The organism is Shimia sediminis, from assembly GCF_003990645.1.
Classification (GTDB): Bacteria; Pseudomonadota; Alphaproteobacteria; order Rhodobacterales; family Rhodobacteraceae; genus Shimia; species Shimia sediminis.
Genome location: NZ_RYZK01000009.1, coordinates 98,021 through 119,585, shown reverse-complemented (window position 1 = coordinate 119,585; position 21,565 = coordinate 98,021). Strand labels below are relative to the sequence as shown.

Below are 21,565 nucleotides of genomic sequence, written 5' to 3'. Positions count from 1 at the left end.
CAACGCTTAGTGGCGCGGCGTCACGAATTTCTTAGGTATATTTTGTGAATTTTACATTGTAAAATTATTGCAGCGCGGCGAATCCTGTTTTGCCGACCATTCTTAGGAGATCCCCATGACCGACCCGGTTCGCATGACCGTTGAGAACGGCCTTGCCATTATTGAAATCGACAATCCGCCCGTAAACGCATTGAGCCAGGCCGTGCGCCAGGGGTTGGTCGAGACTGTCCTGGCGGCAGATGCTGATGAGGCTGTGAAGGCAATTGTTATCTACGGGGCTGGCCGGACATTCATCGCTGGCGCGGACATTCGCGAGTTTGGCAAGCCTCCGATGCCACCAAGTCTTCCTGATGTTATCAACCAAATTGAGCTGGTCTCGACTCCTACCGTTGCGGCGTTGCACGGTACGGCATTGGGTGGCGGGCTGGAAACAGCACTGGGCGCGCACTACCGGGTGGCGCTTGCTTCGGCACGTTTTGGTCTGCCAGAGGTTAATCTGGGTATCCTGCCTGGCGCGGGTGGAACCCAGCGGTTGCCACGGATCGTGCCTATCGCCAAGGCAGTACAGATGATCACTGGCGGCGGCATGATCGGCGCTAAAGAGGCGCTGGAGCTGGGGTTGATCGATGAGATTGCGCAAGGTGATGACGTCCGCGCAGCCGGGATCGCAATGGCAGAACGGTTGGTTGCGGAAGGCGCCAAGGCTCGCCCGACGAGTGCGCGTGAAGCCAGTGCAATTGATGCAGAGGATTTTGCAAAGATGCAGGCCGCCGTTGCCAAAAAGGCGCGCGGCCTGAAGGCTCCCGTCAACTGCATGAAAGCCATTGAAGCGGCCATGACCCTACCGTTTGACGAGGGCATGACCCGCGAACGCGAGCTGTTCATGGAGCTTTACAATGATCCGCAACGCGCCGCGATGGTCCACGCCTTCTTTGGTGAACGTGAAGTCGCGAAAGTACCAGAAATCAAAACGGGCGCCCCGCGCGACATCCAGCAGGTTGGCGTGATTGGCGGCGGCACGATGGGGGCTGGAATTGCAACCAGCGCCCTGCTTGCAGGTCTCGATGTAACCTTGGCAGAGCGCGACCAAGAAGCGGCAGACAAAGCCGCTGCAACAGTCACGGGCCATCTCTCAGGGGCTGTAAAACGCGGCAAGCTCGCACAGGCCAAGTTCGACGCCATCGTTGGTGGGAAGTTCCGTACCACAACGGATTATGCGGATTTTGCGCAGGCCGATCTTGTGATCGAAGCCGTGTTTGAAAGCATGGAGGTCAAGCAGGACGTTTTCGGTAAGCTCGACAAAATTTGCAAGCCAGGCGCAATTCTTGCGTCAAACACCTCTTATCTCGACATCAACGACATCGCAGCCATGACCAACCGTCCTGAGGATGTCATTGGCCTGCACTTCTTTTCGCCAGCCCATGTCATGCGCCTGCTCGAAGTCGTGGTTGCTGACAAGACTTCTGCAGATGTTGTGGCCTCGGGGTTTGCTTTGGCCAAGCGCATGAAGAAAATCGCCGTGCGCGCTGGCGTTTGTGACGGGTTCATCGGCAACCGCATCCTGAATGCCTATGCCAAGGCCGTGAATGGCGCGGTTCTGGCGGGCGCCAGCCCTTATGATGTTGACCGTGCCATGGAAGAGTTCGGCCTGGCCATGGGCCTGTTCCGCGTTGCGGATCTTGCCGGATTGGACATTGGCTGGGCCTCGCGCAAGCGTCGGGCACCGGACCGGGATCCGCGCGAGCAATATGCCGAGTTTGCGGACCGTATCTGTGAAAAAGGCCGCTTTGGGCGCAAAACCGGGCGTGGTTTTTACATCCATGGTGACGACCGGAGTGAAGCGCCTGACCCCGAGGTTTTGGAGATCATCGAAGCAGAACGCTCCGGCAAAGGCATCACGCCCCGCGAAATCAGTGATGGGGAAATTATCGATCGCTACATGGCGGCCATGGTCAATGAATCCGCCCGCGTGGTTGGCGAAGGGATTGCCCTGCGCCCGCTCGATGTGGATATGACCCTGCTCAACGGCTACGGATTCCCGCGCTGGCGCGGTGGACCGCTGCACTATGCGGATACAGTCGGACTCGAGAAAATCCTGAATGACATCAAAGCTTTCCAGAAAGAAGACGATTTTTTCTGGCAGCCTGCGCCACTTCTTGAACAACTCGTCGCTGAGGGCAAGACTTTTGCCTCGCTGAACCGGTAAGGAGACCGATCCATGAAACAAGCTGTTATCGTATCGACCGCCCGGACCGGCCTTGCCAAGTCGTTTCGAGGTTCTTTCAATGCCACGCATGGCGCAACGATGGGCGGGCATGCCGTGTCCGCTGCCGTAGAACGTGCCGGCCTGGAAGGGGGCGAGATTGAAGATTGCGTGATTGGTTGCGGTCTGCCTGAAGGCGAAACCGGGGCCAATATCGGTCGCCAGATTGCCATTCGCGCCGGCCTGCCGGTTACGGCGTCTGGTATGACCGTAAACCGGTTCTGTTCTTCGGGGCTGCAAGCCATCGCGCTCGCCGCCAATGCCATCACACAAGAGGGTGCTGGTCCGATGGTCGCAGGTGGGGTGGAAAGCATTTCGCTGGTACAATCCAAGATGCGCCCGGCGCCCGATCCATGGATTCTTGAACACAAACCAGCGATTTATATGGCGATGATTGAAACGGCTGACATCGTGGCGCAGCGCTATGGCCTGAGCCGTGAGTATCAGGACGAATACGCCCTGCGCTCGCAGCAGCTGATTGCCACGGCGCAGGCCGAGGGAAAATTTGCCGACGAAATCGTACCGATGCAGGCCACGATGGCTGTGAAGGACAAGGAAACCGGTGAGATCTCGATGAAAGAAGTCACCGTTGATCGGGACGAATGCAACCGTCCGACGACGACCCTTGAAGGGCTTGCCGGTCTCGATCCGGTGCGCGGAGCGGGTAACTTCATTACCGCTGGTAATGCGTCGCAGCTGTCTGACGGCGCGGCAGCTGTTGTCGTGATGGAGGCCGCCGAGGCCGAGCGTCGAGGTCTTGAACCTCTTGGGGCTTTCAAGGGATTTGCTGTCGCCGGATGCGAGCCTGACGAAATGGGCATTGGTCCGGTCTTCGCAGTGCCGCGCTTGTTGGAACGTCATGGGCTGAAAGTGGATGACATCGACCTTTGGGAGCTGAACGAAGCTTTCGCCAGCCAGTGTCTCTATAGCCGTGACCAGCTGGGCATTGACCCCGAGAAGTACAACGTCAATGGGGGCTCGATTTCGATTGGACACCCCTTTGGGATGACCGGTGCACGCATGACCGGCCACCTGTTGCTGGAAGGCAAGCGCCGCGGCGCCAAGCTGGGCGTTGTGACGATGTGCATTGGTGGCGGAATGGGGGCAGCTGGTCTGTTCGAGATTTTCTAGGAGACCCGTGATGGACCTGAACTATACGGACGAGCAAAACGCCTTTCGCGAAGAAGTGCGTGATTGGCTGATCGAGACATTGCCCCGAGACCTAACGGAAAAGGTGAGGCTTGGTAAACGCCTGACCAAGCAGGATAGCGAAAACTGGCACGCCATGCTGAATGCGCGGGGGTGGCTTGCGCCAAACTGGCCCAGACAGTATGGCGGCGCAGAATGGGATGCCGTACAGCGCCAGATATTCGAAGACGAATGTTGTCGCGCCCATGCGCCTCGTCTCGTGCCTTTTGGCCTGTCCATGCTGGCACCGGTTCTCATGGCATTCGGCTCAGAAGAACAACGCCAGCGCTTTTTGCCGCGCATCCTGAGTGGCGAGGACTGGTGGTGTCAGGGATACTCCGAGCCCGGCGCGGGATCTGATCTGGCTGCCCTCAAAACACGGGCCGTACGAGATGGCGATCACTACGTGGTAAACGGTCAGAAGACCTGGACGACCCTTGGTCAGCACGCCAACTGGATCTTCTGTCTCGTGCGCACCGATCCGGACGTCAAGAAGCAAGAGGGAATCTCTTTCCTGCTGATTGATATGAAAACGCCTGGCATCACCGTGCGGCCCATCGTTCTTGTCGATGGCGGGGCCGAAGTGAACGAAGTTTTCTTCGACAACGTGCGCGTGCCAGCGGAGAACCTTGTGGGGGAAGAAAACAAAGGCTGGACCTATGCCAAATACCTTCTGACCCATGAGCGCACAAATATTGCAGGCGTCGGGTTTTCAAATGCCGCGTTGGAAACCGTCAAAGAGGTTGCCTCCAAAGTGCAGTCCGGCGGCAAACCTCTTGCCGAGAACCCGCATTTTGCCGCCCGCATTGCGCAGGTCGAAATCGACCTGATGGCCATGGCAACAACCAACCTGCGGGTGGTCTCAGCTGCGGCCAAAGGACAGGCGCCGGGGGCAGAAAGCTCGATGCTCAAGGTCAAAGGCACAATCATTCGACAGGAACTGACCTCGCTTTTGCGCCGTGCGGTAGGTCCGGATGCGCTTCCGTTTCAAGAAGACTATCTGGACGGCGGAGACAACGCCGAGATGATGGGGCCGGAACATGCTGCTGCCTCATCGCCGAGCTATTTTAACAATCGAAAACTGTCCATTTTTGGCGGGTCGAACGAGGTGCAGCGCACCATCATCACCAAAGCGATCATGGGACTCTGAGGGAGACGCGACATGGATTTCAACCTGACCGACGAACGCCGCATGTTGCAGGACAGCCTGGGACGGTTCCTTGCGGACACCTATGACCACGAAACGCGCCGAAAGACGATTGCGTCCGGTGCGCCTTATGACAGGAAAACCTATGAAGGGCTGGTCGAACTTGGCGTCCTTGGCGCGTTGTTTTCGGAAGACACGGGCGGTTTCGGGGGCGCAGGCTTCGACATCGCTGTGGTTTTCGAAGAGCTTGGGCGCGCTGGCGTGATTGAACCGGTTCTGCCCGCAGTTCTGGTCGGATCGCTCGTGGCACAGGATGCCGATCTGGTCGAAGCGGTAATTTCGGGCGGCGCAATCGCGACGCTCACACATGCCGAGCCGCTTGCCCGGTACGACCTTAACCATGTGGCATCGCGGGTTTCTGGCGGCGTTTTGACCGGCGCCAAACATCACGTCCTGAACGGGGCGCAGGCAACGCATCTGATCGTCTCTGCCCGAGAAAGTGGCGAGGACTGGGATAAGGACGGTATCGCGTTGTTCCTGGTCGACCCAGCCGCGGCCGGTGTCACAATCACCGATCACGTCAACAACGACGGAACCTCTGGTGCAACTGTGGTTCTTGAAAACGTAGTGCCCTCGGCTCGGTTGGAGGGGGGATATGACGCGCTGGAAATGGCCAATGCCCGTGCAACACTTGCAATATGCGCCGAAGCACTTGGTGCCATGGAGGCGGCCAAGGCATTAACCCTCGACTATCTGAAAGAGCGCAAGCAGTTCGGTGTGCCAATCGGCAAGTTTCAGGCCCTCCAGCATCGCATGGCAGATGTGTTGATCGAGATCGAGCAGGCCCGTTCCGCCGTAATCAACCTTGCCGGCCATCTTGATGCGGACCCTGTGACGCGCGAAAGGCACGTGAGTGCCACGAAGAACCTGATCGGCCGCGTTGGTGCCCTTGTGGTGGAGGAAACTGTGCAAATGCATGGTGGGATTGGCATGACAGATGAATATGCGCTCTCACATTTCGCCCGCCGTATAACGATGATTGATCATTGGTTTGGCGATGTCGACCACCACCTGGCGCGGTTCATCGCGCTCTCGGCAGCTTGATCATGGCTGCCGGAAGCAATTCTGAGAGCTGGACGTGAGATGAGCGTTGGGTTTCGTCACGAAGTTTCGCAAGGTGTTCTGACGATCTGGAATTGCAATGCGTCCCAACGCAATGCTCTCACACCTGAATACTATGAAGGTATCAACTCCGGCCTGGCGCAGGCAGCTTCGCAATCAGAGATACATGCGGTCGTTCTTGCCGGAGAAGGTGGTTTCTTTTGCTCTGGCGGCAATCTCAACGCCTTGAAGAAGCGTCGCGAACTCTCTGTGGCCGAGCGGCGTGACAAGGTCGAAGGCCTGCACGGGATCATTCGCGCCATTCGTACCTGCCCTAAGCCCGTGATTGCGGCGGTAGAAGGTGGTGCCGCCGGGGCGGGATTGTCGTTGGCAATGGCCTGCGATCTGATCGTCGCGGGCGAAAGCGCAAAGTTCACTCTTGCCTATGTCAAGGCCGGCCTGACGCCCGATGGTGGTGCAAGCCACGCATTAATGCAGGCAATGCCGCGGGCAACCGCCGCGCGGATGGCTCTGCTTGGAACACCTCTGGATGCCGCACGCATGTATGCCCTTGGGGCGGTCAGTGAGCTGGTGCCGGATAGCGACGTGCTGAGCCGCTCATGTGATCTTGCGCGTCAACTGGGGCAGGGGCCAGAACAGGCCATCGCGCAGATTAAATTTTTGCTGAAAGATGCAGAGACATCTGACTTTGACGATCACCTGATCGCAGAGCGCAATACCCTGTGCGACGCGCTTGGCGCTGACGAAGCAGCAGAGGGCATCCGCGCCTTTCTGGAAAAGCGTAAACCGGTGTTTCGCTGATGCCGGATACCGGTCGCGACATGCGGTTTTCATCCACCCTTGCCCGGGGGCTTGCGGTTTTGCGCGCCTTTCGACCCAGTGATGATGGGCTGGGAAATCAAGATATTTCAAAGCGCACCGGCATTCCAAAGCCAACAGTCTGTCGCCTCACCCATACGCTGTGCGCGGACGGTTACCTCACGCAAGGCAAGCGGAATGACAAGTACCGTCTGGGCCCGGCTGCCCTGGCTTTGGGTCAGATTGCCGGTGCGTCATTCACGTTCATCGACGAGGCGACGCCCCACATGCAGGCGTTGGCCAACAGAACAGGTGCGCTGATTGGAATTGCCATTCAAGACTCGGTGCAAATGTTGATGTCCAAGACCTGGACACCAGATGACATAGGGCGCGACTGGATGGAGGTCGGGTATCGCATGCCGGTTCTGTCCTCTTCCTCTGGGAGGGCATATCTCGCTGGATTGCATCCTGAGGGCTTGGCCATTTTCACTAAGTTGATGAAAGACAGCCAAGCCAGTGAGATCATTTTGGCGCGTGAGCACGCTATGGACGAGGTCAGAAAATCCGGATTCACCTGTGTTTCGGGCGAGGCGCGCTATTCTCAAAACATCACTGCGGTTGCCGTTCCATTTTGGCCTGTTGGGATGGACGCCCCTGTCGCGTTTCTGGCTGGTTCGGCTGCAAGCGTTATTGATGAACATGATATGCGGGTGCGGATTGGCCCGGCGCTTGTCGAAGCGGTTCAAAAGCTTCGCTCCGGCGGGAAAAAAGGGACAATCGCGAAAAGCCCAAGTTCAACACTTCTTTGATGTGTTTTGCGTCACTGGTTGCCGATTTTCTTGCCGTAGGCATGCTTGCCTTGGTCAGATCAAACCCGTGACACCACAGAGTTGCGATTGATCGTATCTTGATTTGGAACGTGGAAGCCAGGTTTGCCAAAGCAAACGGCTGCCCAATTGTAGCTCACCCCAAGAGATCAGGTGAGGCACGGCTCAGGCAGCTGCGTCACTACATGGCTCCCTCCATGAGCATGGTGGTCATGTGTTGGAAATTAGTTCCCGACCAGTGAGTTGAAGCGGGAAGGCGTTTATCTGGGTTGGTACAGCAAGGAATTCTGGACTTATGAACGCGGACTATGAAAGGCTACACCGATACGATCTGGCAGGGAGGATACCAAGGCGTGACAAAGCTTGGAAAAATCGAGGCGCGGCCCTCACCGAAAGTCTCGGATGAGGTGCGTCAAACCACCTGTTACATGTGTGCCTGCCGCTGTGGGATCAACGTGCATCTCCAGGACGGCAAGGTCAAATACATCGAGGGCAACCGAGATCACCCTGTCAACAAGGGCGTTTTGTGTGCCAAGGGCTCTGCCGGGATCATGCAGCACTATTCGCCCGCGCGCCTGAAGGCGCCTATGAAGCGCGTTGGTCCGCGCGGCTCTGGAGAGTTTGAAGAGATCAGCTGGGACGAGGCCTATGACATCGCCGTGGGGTGGATGGGGCCATTGCGCGCCGAAACTCCTGAAAAGCTTGCGTTTTTCACAGGCCGCGACCAGTCGCAAAGTTTCACCAGCCTTTGGGCGCAATCCTATGGCACGCCAAACTATGCGGCGCATGGCGGGTTCTGCTCGGTCAATATGGCGGCGGCGGGCATCTACACGATGGGCGGCGCGTTCTGGGAATTCGGGCAGCCCGATTGGGACCGCACCAAGCTGTTCATGATTTTTGGCGTTGCCGAAGACCATGATTCCAACCCGATCAAAGCTGGCATTGGCCGTATGAAAGCCAATGGTGGCAAAATCATCGGGGTGAACCCGATCCGTTCAGGCTACAATGCAGTGGCAGATGAATGGATCGGTATCACGCCGGGCACGGACGGGTTGTTCATCCTGTCGGTCATTCATGAATTGTTGCGCGCGGGCAAAATCGATCTGAATTATCTTTACAGGTACACCAACGCTGGTTTCCTTGTATCCTCAGATGAGGGGGCCGAAGATTTTGGCCTGTTCCTGCGGGGCGAAGATGACAAGGCGCTGGTTCTCGATCGGGCAACCGGTAAACCTGTGGCCTATGACATGCCGGGCGTGATACCGGATCTGGCAGGCCACCTGCGCCAAGGTGGGCAAACCTATCGACCGGCCCTTCAGCTTTTGGCCGAGAAATACATGGCCGACGAATTTGCACCCGAAACGGTGGCCGTACGCTGTGGCCTTACTCCCGAGAAAATCCGGGCGGTGGCAGCGGAACTGGCCCGTGTGGCGTTTGAAGAAGAGATCGTGCTCGACCAACCATGGACCGACTGGAAGGGCGAAAAGCACGACAAGATGATCGGACGTCCCGTCAGCTTTCACGCGATGCGTGGGATTTCGGCGCATTCGAACGGGTTTCAGACCTGCCGTGCACTTCATATCCTGCAGATCTTGTTGGGCAGCGTAGAGGTGCCTGGCGGTTTCCGCTTTAAGCCACCGTACCCCAAGCCCCCCGAGGCGCACCCCAAACCGCATTGCATTGACGAGCCGGGCCAGCCGATTCCCGGACCGCACTTGGGATATCCGATGGGCCCCGAGGACCTGCTGATCGACGATGACGGCACACCGAAACGGATCGACAAGGCCTTCAGCTGGGAAAATCCGTTCTCGGTGCACGGATTGATGCACATGGTGATCTCGAATGCGCACGCAGGCGATCCCTACAAGATCGATACCTTGTTCCTTTACATGGCGAACATGGCGTGGAACTCGTCGATGAACACTTCCGAGGTGATGCGTATGCTCACCGACAAGGACGACAACGGCGACTATGTGATCCCGCATATTATCTATTCCGATGCCTATTCGTCCGAGATGGTCAGCTATGCCGACTTGATCCTGCCGGACACAACCTATCTCGAGCGGCACGACTGTATCTCTCTACTGGATCGCCCGATCTGCGAGGCTGATGCTGCGGCAGATGCCATCCGCTGGCCGGTGGTCGAGCCGGATCGCAATGTCAAAGGTTTCCAATCCGCACTCTGTGATCTCGGCGCTCGTCTGGGTCTGCCCGGTTGGGTCAATGAAGATGGCAGCCAGAAGTATGCCGACTACGCTGACTACATCGTCAACCACGAACGCCGCCCCGGAGTTGGCCCGCTGTCGGGTTTCCGTGGCAAGGATGGCAAAAGCGTGGGACGGGGCGAGGTCAACCCCGAACAGCTGGATCGCTACATCGAGAACGGTGGGTTCTGGGTCGAACACGTGCCGGAGACGGCACAGTTCTACAAACCGTGGAACGCGGGTTATCAGGACTGGGCCGTCAGCATCGGCCTTTTCGACAAGCCGCAACCTTATGTGTTCAACCTCTACCTTGAACCGATGCGCAAGATGCAGCGGGCGGCCGAAGGCATCGGGGATCGCCAACCACCCGAGAACATGCGCGAGCGGATCAAGGCGGCCTTTACCCCGCTGCCCGAGTGGTATCAGCCCTTTGAAGACGCTGCTGTGGATCACAGTGAATACCCGATCCATGCGCTCACACAGCGTCCGATGCACATGTATCACTCGTGGGGCTCGCAAAATGCGTGGCTGCGCCAGATCACCAACGTGAACCGGCTCTACATCCCCGGCAAAATTTGGGAGAGCCAAGACTTTGAAGAGGGCGACTGGGCCTATGTCACCTCGGTGCACGGCAAAATCAAAGTGCCGGTGGCACGTATGGATGCGCTGAACCCCGACACGGTCTGGACATGGAACGCCATTGGGAAGAAGCGCGGGGCCTGGGGGCTGTCCGAGGACGCGCCCGAAGCCACCAAGGGGTTCCTGTTGAACCACCTGATAAACGAGTTGTTGCCGGAAAAAGGCGATGGCCAACGCTGGGCCAACTCGGACCCGGTGACCGGTCAGGCCGCTTGGTTCGACCTGCGTGTCAGGATCGAAAAAGCGCCCCCGGGCGGGCCATCAGAACCCGCCCACAAAGCGGCCAAATCCCCGGTGGGTCGTGGCCCGCAGGACATCGCCTATGGGGAGGAGTTCTGATGACCGCACTGCCAGAAACCACCGAAAAAAAGCTTGGCCTTGTGATTGATCTGGACACCTGTGTGGGCTGCCACGCCTGCGTGGTGAACTGCAAAGAATGGAACACTTCGAACTATGGCGAGCCGCTGTCGGACATGGATGCCTATGGGGCCGAGCCCGAGGGCACATTCCTTAACCGCGTGCATTCTTACGAGGTGACACCCGCCTCGGGCTGCGCCCAGACCGTGCATTTCCCGAAATCCTGTCTGCATTGTGACGACGCGCCTTGTGTGACCGTCTGCCCGACAGGCGCGAGTTACAAGCGGGGCGAGGACGGCATCGTGCTGGTGAATGAGAATGACTGCATGGGCTGCGGTCTGTGTGCCTGGGCGTGCCCCTATGGCGCGCGCGAGTTGGACCAGTTGGCGGGCATCATGAAGAAATGCACGCTCTGCGTGGACCGCATCTACAACGAAAACCTGCCCGAAGAAGACCGCGAGCCGGCTTGTGTGCGGACCTGTCCGGCAGGCGCGCGCCACTTTGGCGATCTGGGGGACCCGGACAGCGCCGTGTCGCAACTGGTGGCCGAGCGCGGTGGGGTCGACCTGATGCCGGAAATGGGCACCAAGCCGGTGAACAAATACCTGCCGCCCCGTGAGAAAGACACGTTGTTGGCCGATATGGCGCTGGCGCCGACATCCGAAGAGCCCAAGGGTTTCCTGAAATGGCTCGATAAAGCTCTGGAGGCGCTCTGATGCATCCTGCACCTTCTGTAATTCTGTTCACCACGCTCAGCGGATTGGGCTTTGGTCTGTTGGCGTTCCTTGGGTTTGGCATGCCGGATGTGACCGGTGGCGTAGCTTTCGTGTTCTTTGCGCTGGCCTATGCTCTGGCGGTTGGCGGCCTGTTGGCGGCTACGTTTCACCTTGGCAACAAGGCGAACGCGATCAAGGCATTCAGCCAGTGGCGCACAAGCTGGTTGAGCCGCGAAGGTGTGGCATCAGTCGCCGCGCTGTTGGTCATGGCGCCTTATGCCATTGGTCGCATCTTTTTAGGGGTTGATCTGGCGCTCTTGGGCTGGATCGGCGCGTTGTTGAGCCTTGGGACTGTGTTCACGACATCGATGATCTATGCGCAGCTAACCACGGTACCGCGCTGGAACATGCGGCTTACGCCGGTCCTGTTTCTGGCCCACGCGCTGGCGGGCGGAGCCTTGTTGGCCGGGCAGATGACCACAGCAGCCATCCTGCTGGCTGTTCTGGGGCTTGTGCTGGTTTTGGCATGGCGTCAGGGCGACGAACGATTTGACCAATCCGGTGCGTCGCTGGAAAGCGCAACGGGTCTGGGGTCAATAGGCACCGTGCGGCAACTGGAGCCACCGCATTCGGGACAGAACTATTTGCTCAAGGAAATGGCCTATCAGGTTGCCCGCAAGCACAGTGCCAAGCTGCGCGCGATTGCGCTGGGGCTTGGAGTGATCCTGCCGGTTCTGTGCCTAACGGTTCTGCCGTTTTCTCATGCAATCGCACTGATCGCTGTTTTGTCCCATATCGCGGGCGTCACGGCGGGCCGCTGGCTGTTCTTTGCCGAGGCCAAGCACGTCGTCTCGCTCTACTACGGGCGGTGAGCCTCAGGGCAATTGCGCCCTGAGCAACAACAACATCTGATCGCCGGGATTGGCGGCAAGGGCCTCTGAAAGTGAGGCCTTTGCTGCGTCCGGCTTACCCAAAGCGGCGTTCAGGCGCACCACCATCGTCCAGGCCTGCACCATTTGCGGATCAAGCAGGGCTGCTTCGGAAAATGCAGCCAATGCCCCGTCGAAGTTACGCGTGACGAGCGCAATCCCGCCCAGCTGCATATGGGTTTCCGGGAAGTCGAGTTTGGTCTGCAATGCTGTCTGATAGTCCTGCATCGCCTGTCCAAAGGCCACGCGGTTCCCCTCGGGCAGCAGATTTGACGGAAGGTTCAGCATCTCACGCGCAGTGGCGATGCGCACAGCCCGCATGTCGTCGGAAAGAAGCGGCGCGAGCCGACGCACGGCGGTTTCGGGCCGTGCGCTGGATTGCAGGGCCGCAGCATTGGCACGGATCAGTGGATTGTCATGACGCAACAGGTGCGCAAGCTCATCGGCCAGCCGGGGTGTTGCGTAGCCTTGCAGCATCTCCAAAGCGGTGGCGCGCACGATGGCTGGCAAATCTTCATAGACCGCCAAATCCCGCAGATCGGCCCCCATGTCTGCAGACCCTCGGGCCACGGCAGCAAAGGTTTCCGCAAAATGCGGACCACGGTGGGATGACTGCGGATACCAGCGCTTGACCTGCCGGTCTGCCCATTGGGGGCTGCGATCCTTGTGGCAATCATTGCAGGCGTTGGGGCTGCCGGTTGAGACCGTCAGATCCGGGCGCGGCACCCGGAATGAGTGGTCGTGCCGCCCGTCGATGCCCATGTAGACGCGTTCGATCATATGGCAGCTCTTGCACTCAGCGGCCTCGCTGCCCTGTGAGTGAAAGTGGTGGGATGGGTCGTCATAAACCGCCAGCTTCAAGGTCGGGAAATCGCCGTTTCCTGCCTCGGAATGGCACTGAGTACAGGTGGCATTGCCCTCAGTTTTCAGATCCGCAGAATGGACATCATGGCAGTTTTTACACGTGACCCCCTGGGCGTACATCTTGGATTGCAGGAAAGAACCATAGACGTACACCTCGTCCAGAATTTGACCGTCCGGGTGATAAAGGCCAGGGCGCAGGTTCGACAGGCGGTAGGCATCGTGGAACGGCGTGCCCGGAGCCGGTGAGCCGCCAAGCAGGGGCTCGCGGCGCGAATGGCAGCTGGCACATTGTTGGATCAGACCCTCTCCATTGCCCTCGGCATAGTCGACCGACAGACCCTGGTCATTCAGACCTGCAGGTTGCCACGGGGCGTCGCTCGCCCAGGCAATATGGGCAGAGCCCGGACCGTGACAGGCCTCGCAACCCACCCCGATCTCGGCTTGCGTACTGGTGTAGCTGCGGGTTTCCGGGTCGTAATTGCGCTGGTAATCGGTCGCATGACATTCGGCGCACCGGGCGTTCCATGTCTTGTAAGGACCAGTCCAATGCAAGGCGTCCCCAGCCAGCAAACCCTGATCGGGATACATGTGGAACCATTCGCCTTGGACCGTGTCCCACGGCACATCAAAGCTTTGCAGGCGCCCCTCTTCGGTTTCCAGGGCATACTGCTGTAGCGGGGCAACGCCAATGACCCCGGCCACCGGATAGCGGGTCATCGCACCATCGGGCCCATCGCTCTCGATTACAAAGGTTTCACCTTCGGTGGTAAACCGCGAGGTGATCCCGTTCAGCGTGAACGTGGTCCCGGAAAAGTCCCCAAGAACGGTGTCGGCCTTGGGGTCGGTCCAGGCAAGGTCGTGGTGCGAGCCTTGCCAGGCTTCGGCTTCTTCCTGATGGCAGTCGATGCAAGCGTCGGTTCCCACATATTCCGGCTCAGCAAGAGTGGCTGCGGCCGAAAGGAACAATGTCACGATGAGAAAACTACGCAAAAGGAGCATTCGGTTGGGTCCGCCTAAAATGTCACTGCCACTATCTAGCCCGCACAAGCCATTGGTCACCATAGAAAAATTCAAAATGCGCGGGATGTTGGACTGCATTCTGGAAATTGCACCATGTGAAATGCCCTGCAATCTGTGCACCACTCGCGTGGGCGTGACCTGCGGCGGATGGACCGAATGCCTTCAGCGGCCTTTGACAAAGTGACATCCGCGCCGCTTGATGTGGCAGTACGTCAGGAGGAAAAGTGAATGACAGACCGGTTTGCAACCCGCAAAGGCGAGATGGAACTGGGGTTTGACCCTGCGGACCGAGCGGATGCCTCAGTGCATTTCATTGGCCGGGTGCGGACGCCGTGGAGTCTGGGGAACTGTCCCAAAAACGTGCGTGCGGCGCGTGAAAGCGGGCAGAGTGCAAGGCTGGAAATTGCACCAGAGTTCGTGCCGGGATTGCAGGGGCTGGAGGTCGGGCAGGGCATCATCTTGATCTATTGGATGGCCCAAGCCCGGCGCGATTTGATCCGCCAGGCACCGCACCACGTTGAGGGCACGCGCGGTACATTTGCTCTGCGTTCTCCGGTGCGCCCCAATCCGCTGGCCATGTCAGCGGTACGTATCACGGAACTGGATCTGGAGGCGGGTGTGGTCGGGATTGACGCAATCGACTGTTTTGACGGGACGCCTTTGATTGACATCAAGCCATGGATCGAAACCGTTGATCTGCCGCCTGCAGTAGCGGCAGATCAGAGGTGAAGTAAGAGAGAGTTCGGCCGGAAAAGACCTTGCTTGCCAGATGTTTATCCGCGAGGTGGAGGAGAGACCAAAAGGTCAACCGGGGGGTCGCGCACCAGTTCTGCGGCAAAACCGCCAAGCTTCTGGATGGCCAGCCCCGACCGTGTATGCGCGCCGACAGCCAACAGATCCGGTTTTTCTTCGCGGATCTTCTGGTCAAAGACAATCCGGACAGCACCGGGGATGATTTCGGGTGGGGTGACGTCGCTACTGAGTCCCTGCTCCTTCATCCAGTTTTCGCGTGCTTGTTCAGCCTCGGCCATGACGGCGCGCGCCATGTCCGAGTCTTCGCCGCCAGTCAGGCCGCGGAAGGGAATATGCAGGGCGTGAAAGCCGGTGATCTTGGCGCCAGGTGCGGTCTTGGCGGCACTTTTGAAAGCGCCGGCACAGGACGGAGAAAAGCTCACAGGCACCAGAGCCTTGGCGTAGCTCTCCGAGACATCGTTCTTCACCAAAAGCACCGGAGTCGGGCTGGCGGCGACGATGCGGGTCATCGTCGTCTCGCGTAACGAGTCAAGGAAAGTGCGCCGGCGGTGCAGGCCCAGAACGATGAGGTCGGCGTCTTGCAAGCGGGCAAAGCGGATCAGCATCTCTGCCACGTCACCGCGCAGGATGGTCACCTCGACTTTGACCGAGCTTTTCTGCGTTTCCAGGGCCGATTGGATGTGTTCCTCTACCCCGGTTGAAAGCTGCTTCGACAACTCGACAGGCAGCGCGTCGTCCACCACCGAAACCACGTGACAGGTAGCACCGCTGGCTTCCGCCAGGTGGAGGGCGCGGTCAACGGCGCGGTCGGATCGGTCAGAAAGGTCAGTTGCGACAATAATCGTGTCCATATGAAGCTCCAGTGTTGAAAAGTCTTGTTGCGTCTCTAGAAATCTGGGTCTTTCTGTCGGAAATTAAAGATGTCCGAGGCGGAAATTTGGTCACAGGTTGCGGGTTGAAGCCACGGCGCCTTAGCACCACAATCGGGGCAGTATTAACGGAACTGTCATGCTGCAATTCTACCTTGCCATTTGGCGCGTGAGCGCAGGCCGTCAGGTCGTTCTGATCCTGTTGTCCATCGTCGTTGCCGGGCTGGCCGCGGCGCCCCTGTCGTTTCAAAAAGAGATCGTCAATGGTTTGACCGACGGCTCGGCCAGCAAAGACCATCTGGTGTGGCTGTGCGGTGGGATGATGGCGGTGATCCTGGTCTCGCTGGCGCTGAAATGGCTGATGGGGTTTCGGGCCAATATTCTGGGTGAAGACATCATCCGATTTTTGCGGCGTTACATTTTTGGCGTCTACACGGCGACGGGCGCACAGACCGAAGCCACCGGGCAAACGGTGGCCATGATCACGGCGGAAGCTGAAGAGCTGGGCAAGTTTGTCGGCAGCGCCTTTTCCGAGCCGGTGGTGCAGCTGGGAACCCTGATCAGTGTGATTGGATTTATCGCCTCTACCCAACCAAAGCTGGGGTTGATCGCGTTGCTGATCATCCTGCCCCAGGTGGTTCTGGTGCTGTATACGCAATCACGGGTGAATGCGCTGGTGTCGGATCGGGTCAAGATCTTGCGGCGCGCGACAGGGCACGTCACCAGCGGTGAAGCGGCAGAGCTGGAGCACAGGATCCTTGAGGAATTCGACGACATCTACGAGACCCGCCGCCGGGTGTTTCACTGGAAGCTTTCCACCAAGTTTTTGCTGAGTGCGCTGAACGGGGCGGGGACGGTTGCGGTTCTGATGCTGGGCAGTGCGATGGTCATCCGGGGGGCAACCGATGTGGGCACTGTCGTGGCCGCGGTTATGGGGTTGGGCCGATTGCAGGCGCCGACCGCATTTCTGATCGCCTTTTACCGCCAGGTCAGTGCGACGCGGGTCAAGTATGAGCTGTTGCGCGATGCCTTTCCAGAAAAGGAGCGCAGGGCGGTTCTGGACAAGTTGCGGTCGCGGTCAGACTGAGTCTGATCGCAAATATCCACAATACACGCCGGATGAACTCTGTTCTGCAACTTATTGGTTATGTTGCGGATATGTGGCTTTCCAACACGCTAGCAGAAAAAAGTTAACGGACTCTTTTCAGGACGAATCACCTCTGCTAGTCTGGCGGCAATAAAAAAATAAAGGCAGGTTATCAGGCAATGAAGACGGGCTTTCGTGGCACGTTTGTCATCTCCTGGTCACAGACAGAGTTGGATAGTGTTGGGTCCGCACCCTTACAAGCGCTGGAAACAGGCGCGGTGTGGTCATGGCATGGGGATGCCGCCCGTGTGGACGGCCCGGCAGAGCTATTGCGTCTGGATCAGGCAGAGGGTGAGGCAAACATCCGCAAGCGGGCGGCGCGCATGGTGCGCCGACTGGTTGGGGCAGCGGTAGACACATCCAGAAAACTGGAAGACATCGAGATCGACGAACCGCTCCTGGAGGGCGGTTTTGTGGTGACCAACGGTGCGCAGAGTTACACGGTGACGGTGATCGAAGTGAACGGGGGCAAGCCGCTCTTGATGTTCCTTGATGAGATGCCGCCCAAGAACACCGAGCTGTGGGTGGTGCATCACAACATGGATGCGATTGACACCAACCCGATGGGGCCGGCCACTGGCGGTGTGATCTGTTTCACGCCGGGCACCATGATTTCAACACCTTATGGGCCGCGCCGCGTGGAAGAATTGCGCGAGGGAGATCGCATCCAGACCAAGGACAATGGTGCGGAAGAGATTTGCTGGGTCGGCAGTCGGCGGATGAGTGGTGCAAGACTGTTTGCCATGCCCGCGCTGCGCCCGATCCGCATTCGCCATGGTGCACTGGGTATTGAGCAACCGGATCAGGATCTGGTGGTGTCGCCCGAGCATCGCATGTTGGTGAAAGGAGCGGCGGCGCGCGCGCTTTTCAACACGCCGGAAGTGTTGGTCTCGGCGAGAGACCTGGTGGACGGCGCCAACGTGTCGGTGGACTACGCAATGCGCGAAGTGACCTATATCCACCTGATGTTGCCGCGCCACCAGATCGTCTGGGCCAACGGGGTGGAAACCGAGAGCTATCATCCCGCCAACGCTGCGCTTTCCACGCTGGAACCGCATGATCGCAAAAGGTTGCTTCGGATGTTGCCAGAGCTGGAATATGACCTGAACAGCTATGGCGCCTATGCGCGTCGCAATCTCAGCGCCAGCGAGGCGGCAATCCTGATGTATGACGCGGCCTAAAGACTCCTTGGAAAAGGTTAACACTGCGGACGCCCCGGTTCAGGACAACCGGGGCGTTTTGCGTAGGAAACACCTGTTTTTAAAGGTCAAACCGCATTCGGTATTACGTCGGTATAACGTCGGTATTGCGTCGGTGCCCACACCGCTGCCGTTGGGTTTTGACGCCGGTTTCAAAGTTGATCGGTGTATTTTCCGCTGATCCACCCGCGAATCCCGTTTGGCAGAACCACATCAAACCAGATGGCATTATCACTCATGCATTGCGCCACAGGGCCGGTGACCGTGTCATCACGTACCCCGGCTGAGTGCAGCGTATTGCAGGCCTGAATGCAGCGGTTTTGCGTGGCCCGGTCGCCGACAAACATCGGGTCACCGCTGCCAAAGGTCATCACGAGGTGTTTGCCAGCCTGAGCCACCACAGGAGCGTTAAAGCCCGGGTCCTGACGGATGTTCACATATTCCGAGACGTTGACCACACGCGTTGTGTACCCTTGGGCCCGCGTGCACCAGCTCTGAGGTCCGCCGTGATCCATTGCGTCAATTGTGGTGGCTTCTTCGGTCATGGTTGCAGCCCATTGCGACAGGCCAGAGAGTGGCAGATGCGAGGGAAAGACCGCCAAGGCAGAGATGGGACGCATCAGGTCTCCGTCCTCGACGTCACAGCGATTGAGGTTCGGGGCCTGGGTCCCGGCATCGTTGTTGCCGCCACAGCCGGTCAGGGAAAGTTCACCGTCAAGGAAATAGGGCTGGATAAGGCAGGTGCGATCAGCCTGCTTCAAGAGCCAGTCCTTGTGATAGACCGGGCCGGTGCGGACATAGTAGCTCTGGGGCGGGTTGTCGTCATATGAGATCGCGGGATCGTCCCATCGGTGCACCACCCGGCTGACGTCGCGCATCATCGTGTCCATCTGGCTGCGCCGAAGCTCAACAGGTTCCGGAGACAGACGATAGGTCCAGTTGGACATGTTGTGGCAGGCGACAATGGCATCGCGGGCGCTGATCGCGCGGGGTTGGGCATAGCCGAAGACGTCAATGCTCCAACGACCTGCCTTGTCCACGGTGTCGACATAGAAGAAGTCGTTGCCCTCGCGCGAGAACATCAGCTCGATCAGGTCGGCAGCAAAGTAGACGTTGCGTTCGCCTTCGATGCGGCGGTTGCCGAGGCGGATGAACTCGTGCGTGGCGAGAATGGCGATGTCAAAGGCCTGTTCCACGTCAGCCGAGGAATAAGAGCCGCCTTCGGGGAGGCGGAAATCGGGACGGTGGAAGCCGAGGATGCCATTGACATGCAGGCGGCGGTTGAAGTTCACGGTGCGGCCGGTAAAATACTGGCTGCCGAACATGAAGATCACGGCGCAGGCGGAATAGCAGCTGTCGCCATTGTCGATGACGGTGCCGTATCCTTTCTCGGAGAAATGCGCGGCGATCTCGGTTGCTTCCAGCAGGCTGCCGCCGGGACTGTCGAGGCAGACCCGCATGAAATAGGTGTTGCCTTCGGGGTCGTCGGGGTCGGGTTTGAGAATTTGCGCTGCGGCTGCGGCGACCTTTTCAAAGTCACCGGGTTTGATGGGGCCAGAGAAACGAGCGGTGCAGTTGGGGTTGTCTGTACGCTCCAGCGTCGCGGCCATGGCGGGGCCGGAGAGGAACAAAAGGGCAAGAAAAATGCGTATCACGTCAATAATCCGGTGTTGTCAGTAATTCAGGGATGTTAGGGGCGGGGGGACGTTCGGGCAAGGATTTCGGCCTTTTGTCGACCGGGATGCTGCGCAGCACGGCAAAGGTGCCTTGACTCCCCCTGCGACTCGTATATACGCGCGGCTTCATTGGTGTTGGTGGCCCTCGCAAGAGGATGCCTGTCATGTCGGCCAATTCCGGCAAGAGGACAACGCCCTTCGAAACCTGAACGAAGGAGAACAGCCGTGACCAAACGCACGACTGCCAAGTACAAAATTGATCGCCGCATGGGCGAAAACATTTGGGGCCGCCCCAAATCCCCCGTCAACCGTCGTGAATACGGCCCCGGCCAGCACGGTCAGCGCCGCAAGGGCAAGATTTCGGACTTTGGTCTGCAGCTGCGCGCCAAGCAGAAGCTGAAAGGCTACTACGGCGACATGACCGAGAAAATGTTCCGCCGCATCTATGCCGAAGCCGAGCGTGTCAAAGGCGACACCGGTGAAAACCTGATCGGTCTGCTGGAGCGTCGCCTGGACGCGGTTGTGTACCGCGCCAAGTTCGTTGCCACCGTTTTCGCAGCGCGTCAGTTCGTGAACCACGGCCACGTCAAAGTGAACGGCAAGAAGGTCAACATCCCTTCCTACCGCGTCAAAGAAGGCGACGTCATCGAAGTGCGTGACAAGTCCAAGCAACTGGCCGTTGTTCTGGAAGCCGTTCAACTGCCCGAGCGTGATGTTCCTGATTACATGGACGTCGACCACTCGAAAATGACCGCCACCTTCGTGCGCACCCCCGGCCTGTCGGACGTGCCGTACCCGGTTGTCATGGAACCGAACCTCGTGGTCGAATTCTACGCGAAGAACTAAGGTTCTTCGCCACACCGAATTTGGAAAACCCGCTGCCGAAACGCAGCGGGTTTTCTTTTGTCTTTACTCCTCAGCCGCTGCGCGGCGGGCTTCTTCGGCCTCAACGGCGGCATAGATCACTTCGGGGTCAACGATCTTGGGAGGAATGTCGAAGCCGCGATTGGCCATCTCCATACCTTCGATTTCGACCGATTCATCATAGGTGCGCACAACGACATCGGTGCCCAGCTCAGCGCGCTCGGCGAGGTGGATCACGTCCTGATTGAACATGCGGATGCATCCTGCGGAACTGGCGTTGCCGATGGACTCCATATCATTGGTGCCGTGGATGCGGTAACGTGTGTCGCGGCTGCCGCGATAGAGATAGAGCGCGCGCGCGCCAAGCGGGCTGGCGACACCGCCGGGAATGCCGCGGGCGAAGGGGCCATAGACCTCGGGTTCGGTGCGCAGCATGTTGGCGGTGGGTGTCCAGCCCGGCCATTCCTCGACCCGGCGGATCGTGGCGCTGCCCTTGAAGCCCCGGCCTTCGCGACCAACGGCAACGGGATAGCGCGTCGCGCGACCGTCTTCTTCTACGTAATAGAGGAACTTGGCATAGGGATCGACCACGATGGTGCCGGGGCTTTCTGTGCCGGTATAGTCCACGGTTTCACGGCGGTTGGGCGCTTCGAGAAACTGCGCCGGGACCTCGGGCAGGGTAATGTCTCCATCCACCACGGAGGCGTAATCGCTGGGGGTTTCCGGTGGGGCGCTGGCGCAGGCGCCGAGTGCCACGAGGCACATACAGAGGAGAGTGGTCTTGATGGCTGCAAAATTCATTGGCGAAAGTCCCAGGGTTTTCTTTTGTGTTTATGGAGAGAGGTTAGAGGCAAGAGCCTCTACATCGCAAGATGACTCGGCACGTTTGATGGGCCGCGTGAAAAACCACAGCGAATGCGTGACCGCAAAGGCGCAATTTGCAGGTCATCGCATCAATCATCTTTCAAACCCTTCGCGCCAAG

17 protein-coding genes are annotated in these 21,565 nt (G+C 58.7%); 13 read left to right on the top strand and 4 right to left on the bottom strand.

Annotation, left to right across the window (positions count from 1 at the left end):
- Window positions 1-115: 115 nt before the first annotated feature.
- From EK369_RS16980 to EK369_RS16940, 9 genes are all read left to right on the top strand, one after another.
- Window positions 116-2,206 (top strand): 3-hydroxyacyl-CoA dehydrogenase NAD-binding domain-containing protein, encoded by a 2,091-nt coding sequence (locus EK369_RS16980; RefSeq protein ID WP_127115459.1) that lies wholly within the window; start codon window positions 116-118, stop codon window positions 2,204-2,206.
- A 12-nt stretch (window positions 2,207-2,218) separates the two neighbouring features.
- Window positions 2,219-3,394 (top strand): acetyl-CoA C-acyltransferase, encoded by a 1,176-nt coding sequence (locus EK369_RS16975; protein WP_127115458.1) that lies wholly within the window; start codon window positions 2,219-2,221, stop codon window positions 3,392-3,394.
- Between the two features lie 10 nt (window positions 3,395-3,404).
- Window positions 3,405-4,601, top strand: coding sequence for an acyl-CoA dehydrogenase family protein (locus EK369_RS16970; RefSeq protein ID WP_127115457.1), 1,197 nt, complete (start codon window positions 3,405-3,407; stop codon window positions 4,599-4,601).
- A gap of 12 nt (window positions 4,602-4,613) precedes the next feature.
- Window positions 4,614-5,702, top strand: a complete 1,089-nt coding sequence (locus EK369_RS16965) for an acyl-CoA dehydrogenase family protein (protein ID WP_127115456.1) — start codon at window positions 4,614-4,616, stop codon at window positions 5,700-5,702.
- 39 nt (window positions 5,703-5,741) lie between these two features.
- The gene (locus EK369_RS16960; protein WP_127115455.1) at window positions 5,742-6,521 is read left to right on the top strand and encodes an oxepin-CoA hydrolase, alternative type; all 780 of its coding nucleotides are present in this window, start codon (window positions 5,742-5,744) and stop codon (window positions 6,519-6,521) included.
- Window positions 6,521-7,327, top strand: a complete 807-nt coding sequence (locus tag EK369_RS16955; protein ID WP_127115454.1) for an IclR family transcriptional regulator — start codon at window positions 6,521-6,523, stop codon at window positions 7,325-7,327. The genes EK369_RS16960 and EK369_RS16955 overlap by 1 nt, the downstream gene beginning before the upstream one ends.
- A gap of 326 nt (window positions 7,328-7,653) precedes the next feature.
- Window positions 7,654-10,527 carry a molybdopterin oxidoreductase family protein gene (locus tag EK369_RS16950; protein WP_127115453.1) on the top strand — a complete coding sequence of 958 codons (2,874 nt, stop codon included), beginning with the start codon at window positions 7,654-7,656 and terminating at the stop codon, window positions 10,525-10,527.
- Window positions 10,527-11,261, top strand: a complete 735-nt coding sequence (locus EK369_RS16945; protein WP_127115452.1) for a 4Fe-4S dicluster domain-containing protein — start codon at window positions 10,527-10,529, stop codon at window positions 11,259-11,261. The genes EK369_RS16950 and EK369_RS16945 overlap by 1 nt, the downstream gene beginning before the upstream one ends.
- Entirely contained in the window at window positions 11,261-12,133 is an 873-nt protein-coding gene (locus EK369_RS16940) for a dimethyl sulfoxide reductase anchor subunit family protein (protein WP_127115451.1), read from the top strand. Before EK369_RS16945 ends, EK369_RS16940 begins: the two co-directional genes overlap by 1 nt.
- Window positions 12,134-12,136: 3 nt before the next feature.
- Here EK369_RS16940 and EK369_RS16935 read toward each other — a convergent pair whose 3' ends face one another.
- Complete coding sequence (locus EK369_RS16935) at window positions 12,137-14,053, bottom strand: multiheme c-type cytochrome (protein ID WP_164727029.1); 1,917 nt, start codon at window positions 14,051-14,053, stop codon at window positions 12,137-12,139.
- 249 nt (window positions 14,054-14,302) lie between these two features.
- Between EK369_RS16935 and tsaA the strand changes: the two genes are divergently transcribed.
- Complete coding sequence (gene tsaA / locus EK369_RS16930; protein WP_127115449.1) at window positions 14,303-14,803, top strand: tRNA (N6-threonylcarbamoyladenosine(37)-N6)-methyltransferase TrmO; 501 nt, start codon at window positions 14,303-14,305, stop codon at window positions 14,801-14,803.
- Between the two features lie 44 nt (window positions 14,804-14,847).
- Here the strand turns inward: tsaA and EK369_RS16925 are convergent, their stop codons facing one another.
- Entirely contained in the window at window positions 14,848-15,678 is an 831-nt protein-coding gene (locus EK369_RS16925; protein ID WP_127115448.1) for a universal stress protein, read from the bottom strand.
- Between the two features lie 157 nt (window positions 15,679-15,835).
- Between EK369_RS16925 and EK369_RS16920 the strand changes: the two genes are divergently transcribed.
- Window positions 15,836-16,783 carry an ABC transporter transmembrane domain-containing protein gene (locus EK369_RS16920; RefSeq protein WP_127115447.1) on the top strand — a complete coding sequence of 316 codons (948 nt, stop codon included), beginning with the start codon at window positions 15,836-15,838 and terminating at the stop codon, window positions 16,781-16,783.
- Window positions 16,784-16,962: 179 nt separating this feature from the next.
- Window positions 16,963-18,024, top strand: a complete 1,062-nt coding sequence (locus EK369_RS16915) for a Hint domain-containing protein (RefSeq protein ID WP_127115446.1) — start codon at window positions 16,963-16,965, stop codon at window positions 18,022-18,024.
- A 170-nt stretch (window positions 18,025-18,194) separates the two neighbouring features.
- On the opposite strand, the gene EK369_RS16910 is transcribed toward EK369_RS16915, so the two are convergent.
- Entirely contained in the window at window positions 18,195-19,697 is a 1,503-nt protein-coding gene (locus EK369_RS16910) for a hypothetical protein (RefSeq protein WP_127115445.1), read from the bottom strand.
- A gap of 246 nt (window positions 19,698-19,943) precedes the next feature.
- Here EK369_RS16910 and rpsD point away from each other — a divergent pair, with 246 nt between their 5' ends.
- Window positions 19,944-20,564: a 30S ribosomal protein S4 gene (rpsD, locus tag EK369_RS16905; protein WP_127115444.1), complete on the top strand. Its 621-nt coding sequence runs from the start codon at window positions 19,944-19,946 to the stop codon at window positions 20,562-20,564.
- 63 nt (window positions 20,565-20,627) lie between these two features.
- Here rpsD and EK369_RS16900 read toward each other — a convergent pair whose 3' ends face one another.
- Window positions 20,628-21,383, bottom strand: a complete 756-nt coding sequence (locus tag EK369_RS16900) for a L,D-transpeptidase (protein WP_127115443.1) — start codon at window positions 21,381-21,383, stop codon at window positions 20,628-20,630.
- Between the last annotated feature and the right edge of the window lie 182 nt (window positions 21,384-21,565).

Bases quoted from the DNA above. Each gene is read 5' to 3' on its own strand.
- EK369_RS16925 (WP_127115448.1), bottom strand. From the start codon at position 15,678: ATGGACACGATTATTGTCGCAACTGACCTTTCTGACCGATCCGACCGC.
- EK369_RS16955 (WP_127115454.1), top strand. From the start codon at position 6,521: ATGCCGGATACCGGTCGCGACATGCGGTTTTCATCCACCCTTGCCCGG.
- EK369_RS16900 (WP_127115443.1), bottom strand. From the start codon at position 21,383: ATGAATTTTGCAGCCATCAAGACCACTCTCCTCTGTATGTGCCTCGTG.
- EK369_RS16940 (WP_127115451.1), top strand. From the start codon at position 11,261: ATGCATCCTGCACCTTCTGTAATTCTGTTCACCACGCTCAGCGGATTG.
- EK369_RS16945 (WP_127115452.1), top strand. From the start codon at position 10,527: ATGACCGCACTGCCAGAAACCACCGAAAAAAAGCTTGGCCTTGTGATT.
- EK369_RS16950 (WP_127115453.1), top strand. From the start codon at position 7,654: ATGAAAGGCTACACCGATACGATCTGGCAGGGAGGATACCAAGGCGTG.
- EK369_RS16970 (WP_127115457.1), top strand. From the start codon at position 3,405: ATGGACCTGAACTATACGGACGAGCAAAACGCCTTTCGCGAAGAAGTG.
- EK369_RS16915 (WP_127115446.1), top strand. From the start codon at position 16,963: ATGAAGACGGGCTTTCGTGGCACGTTTGTCATCTCCTGGTCACAGACA.
- EK369_RS16960 (WP_127115455.1), top strand. From the start codon at position 5,742: ATGAGCGTTGGGTTTCGTCACGAAGTTTCGCAAGGTGTTCTGACGATC.
- EK369_RS16965 (WP_127115456.1), top strand. From the start codon at position 4,614: ATGGATTTCAACCTGACCGACGAACGCCGCATGTTGCAGGACAGCCTG.
- tsaA (WP_127115449.1), top strand. From the start codon at position 14,303: ATGACAGACCGGTTTGCAACCCGCAAAGGCGAGATGGAACTGGGGTTT.
- EK369_RS16975 (WP_127115458.1), top strand. From the start codon at position 2,219: ATGAAACAAGCTGTTATCGTATCGACCGCCCGGACCGGCCTTGCCAAG.
- EK369_RS16980 (WP_127115459.1), top strand. From the start codon at position 116: ATGACCGACCCGGTTCGCATGACCGTTGAGAACGGCCTTGCCATTATT.
- EK369_RS16920 (WP_127115447.1), top strand. From the start codon at position 15,836: ATGCTGCAATTCTACCTTGCCATTTGGCGCGTGAGCGCAGGCCGTCAG.
- EK369_RS16935 (WP_164727029.1), bottom strand. From the start codon at position 14,053: ATGCTCCTTTTGCGTAGTTTTCTCATCGTGACATTGTTCCTTTCGGCC.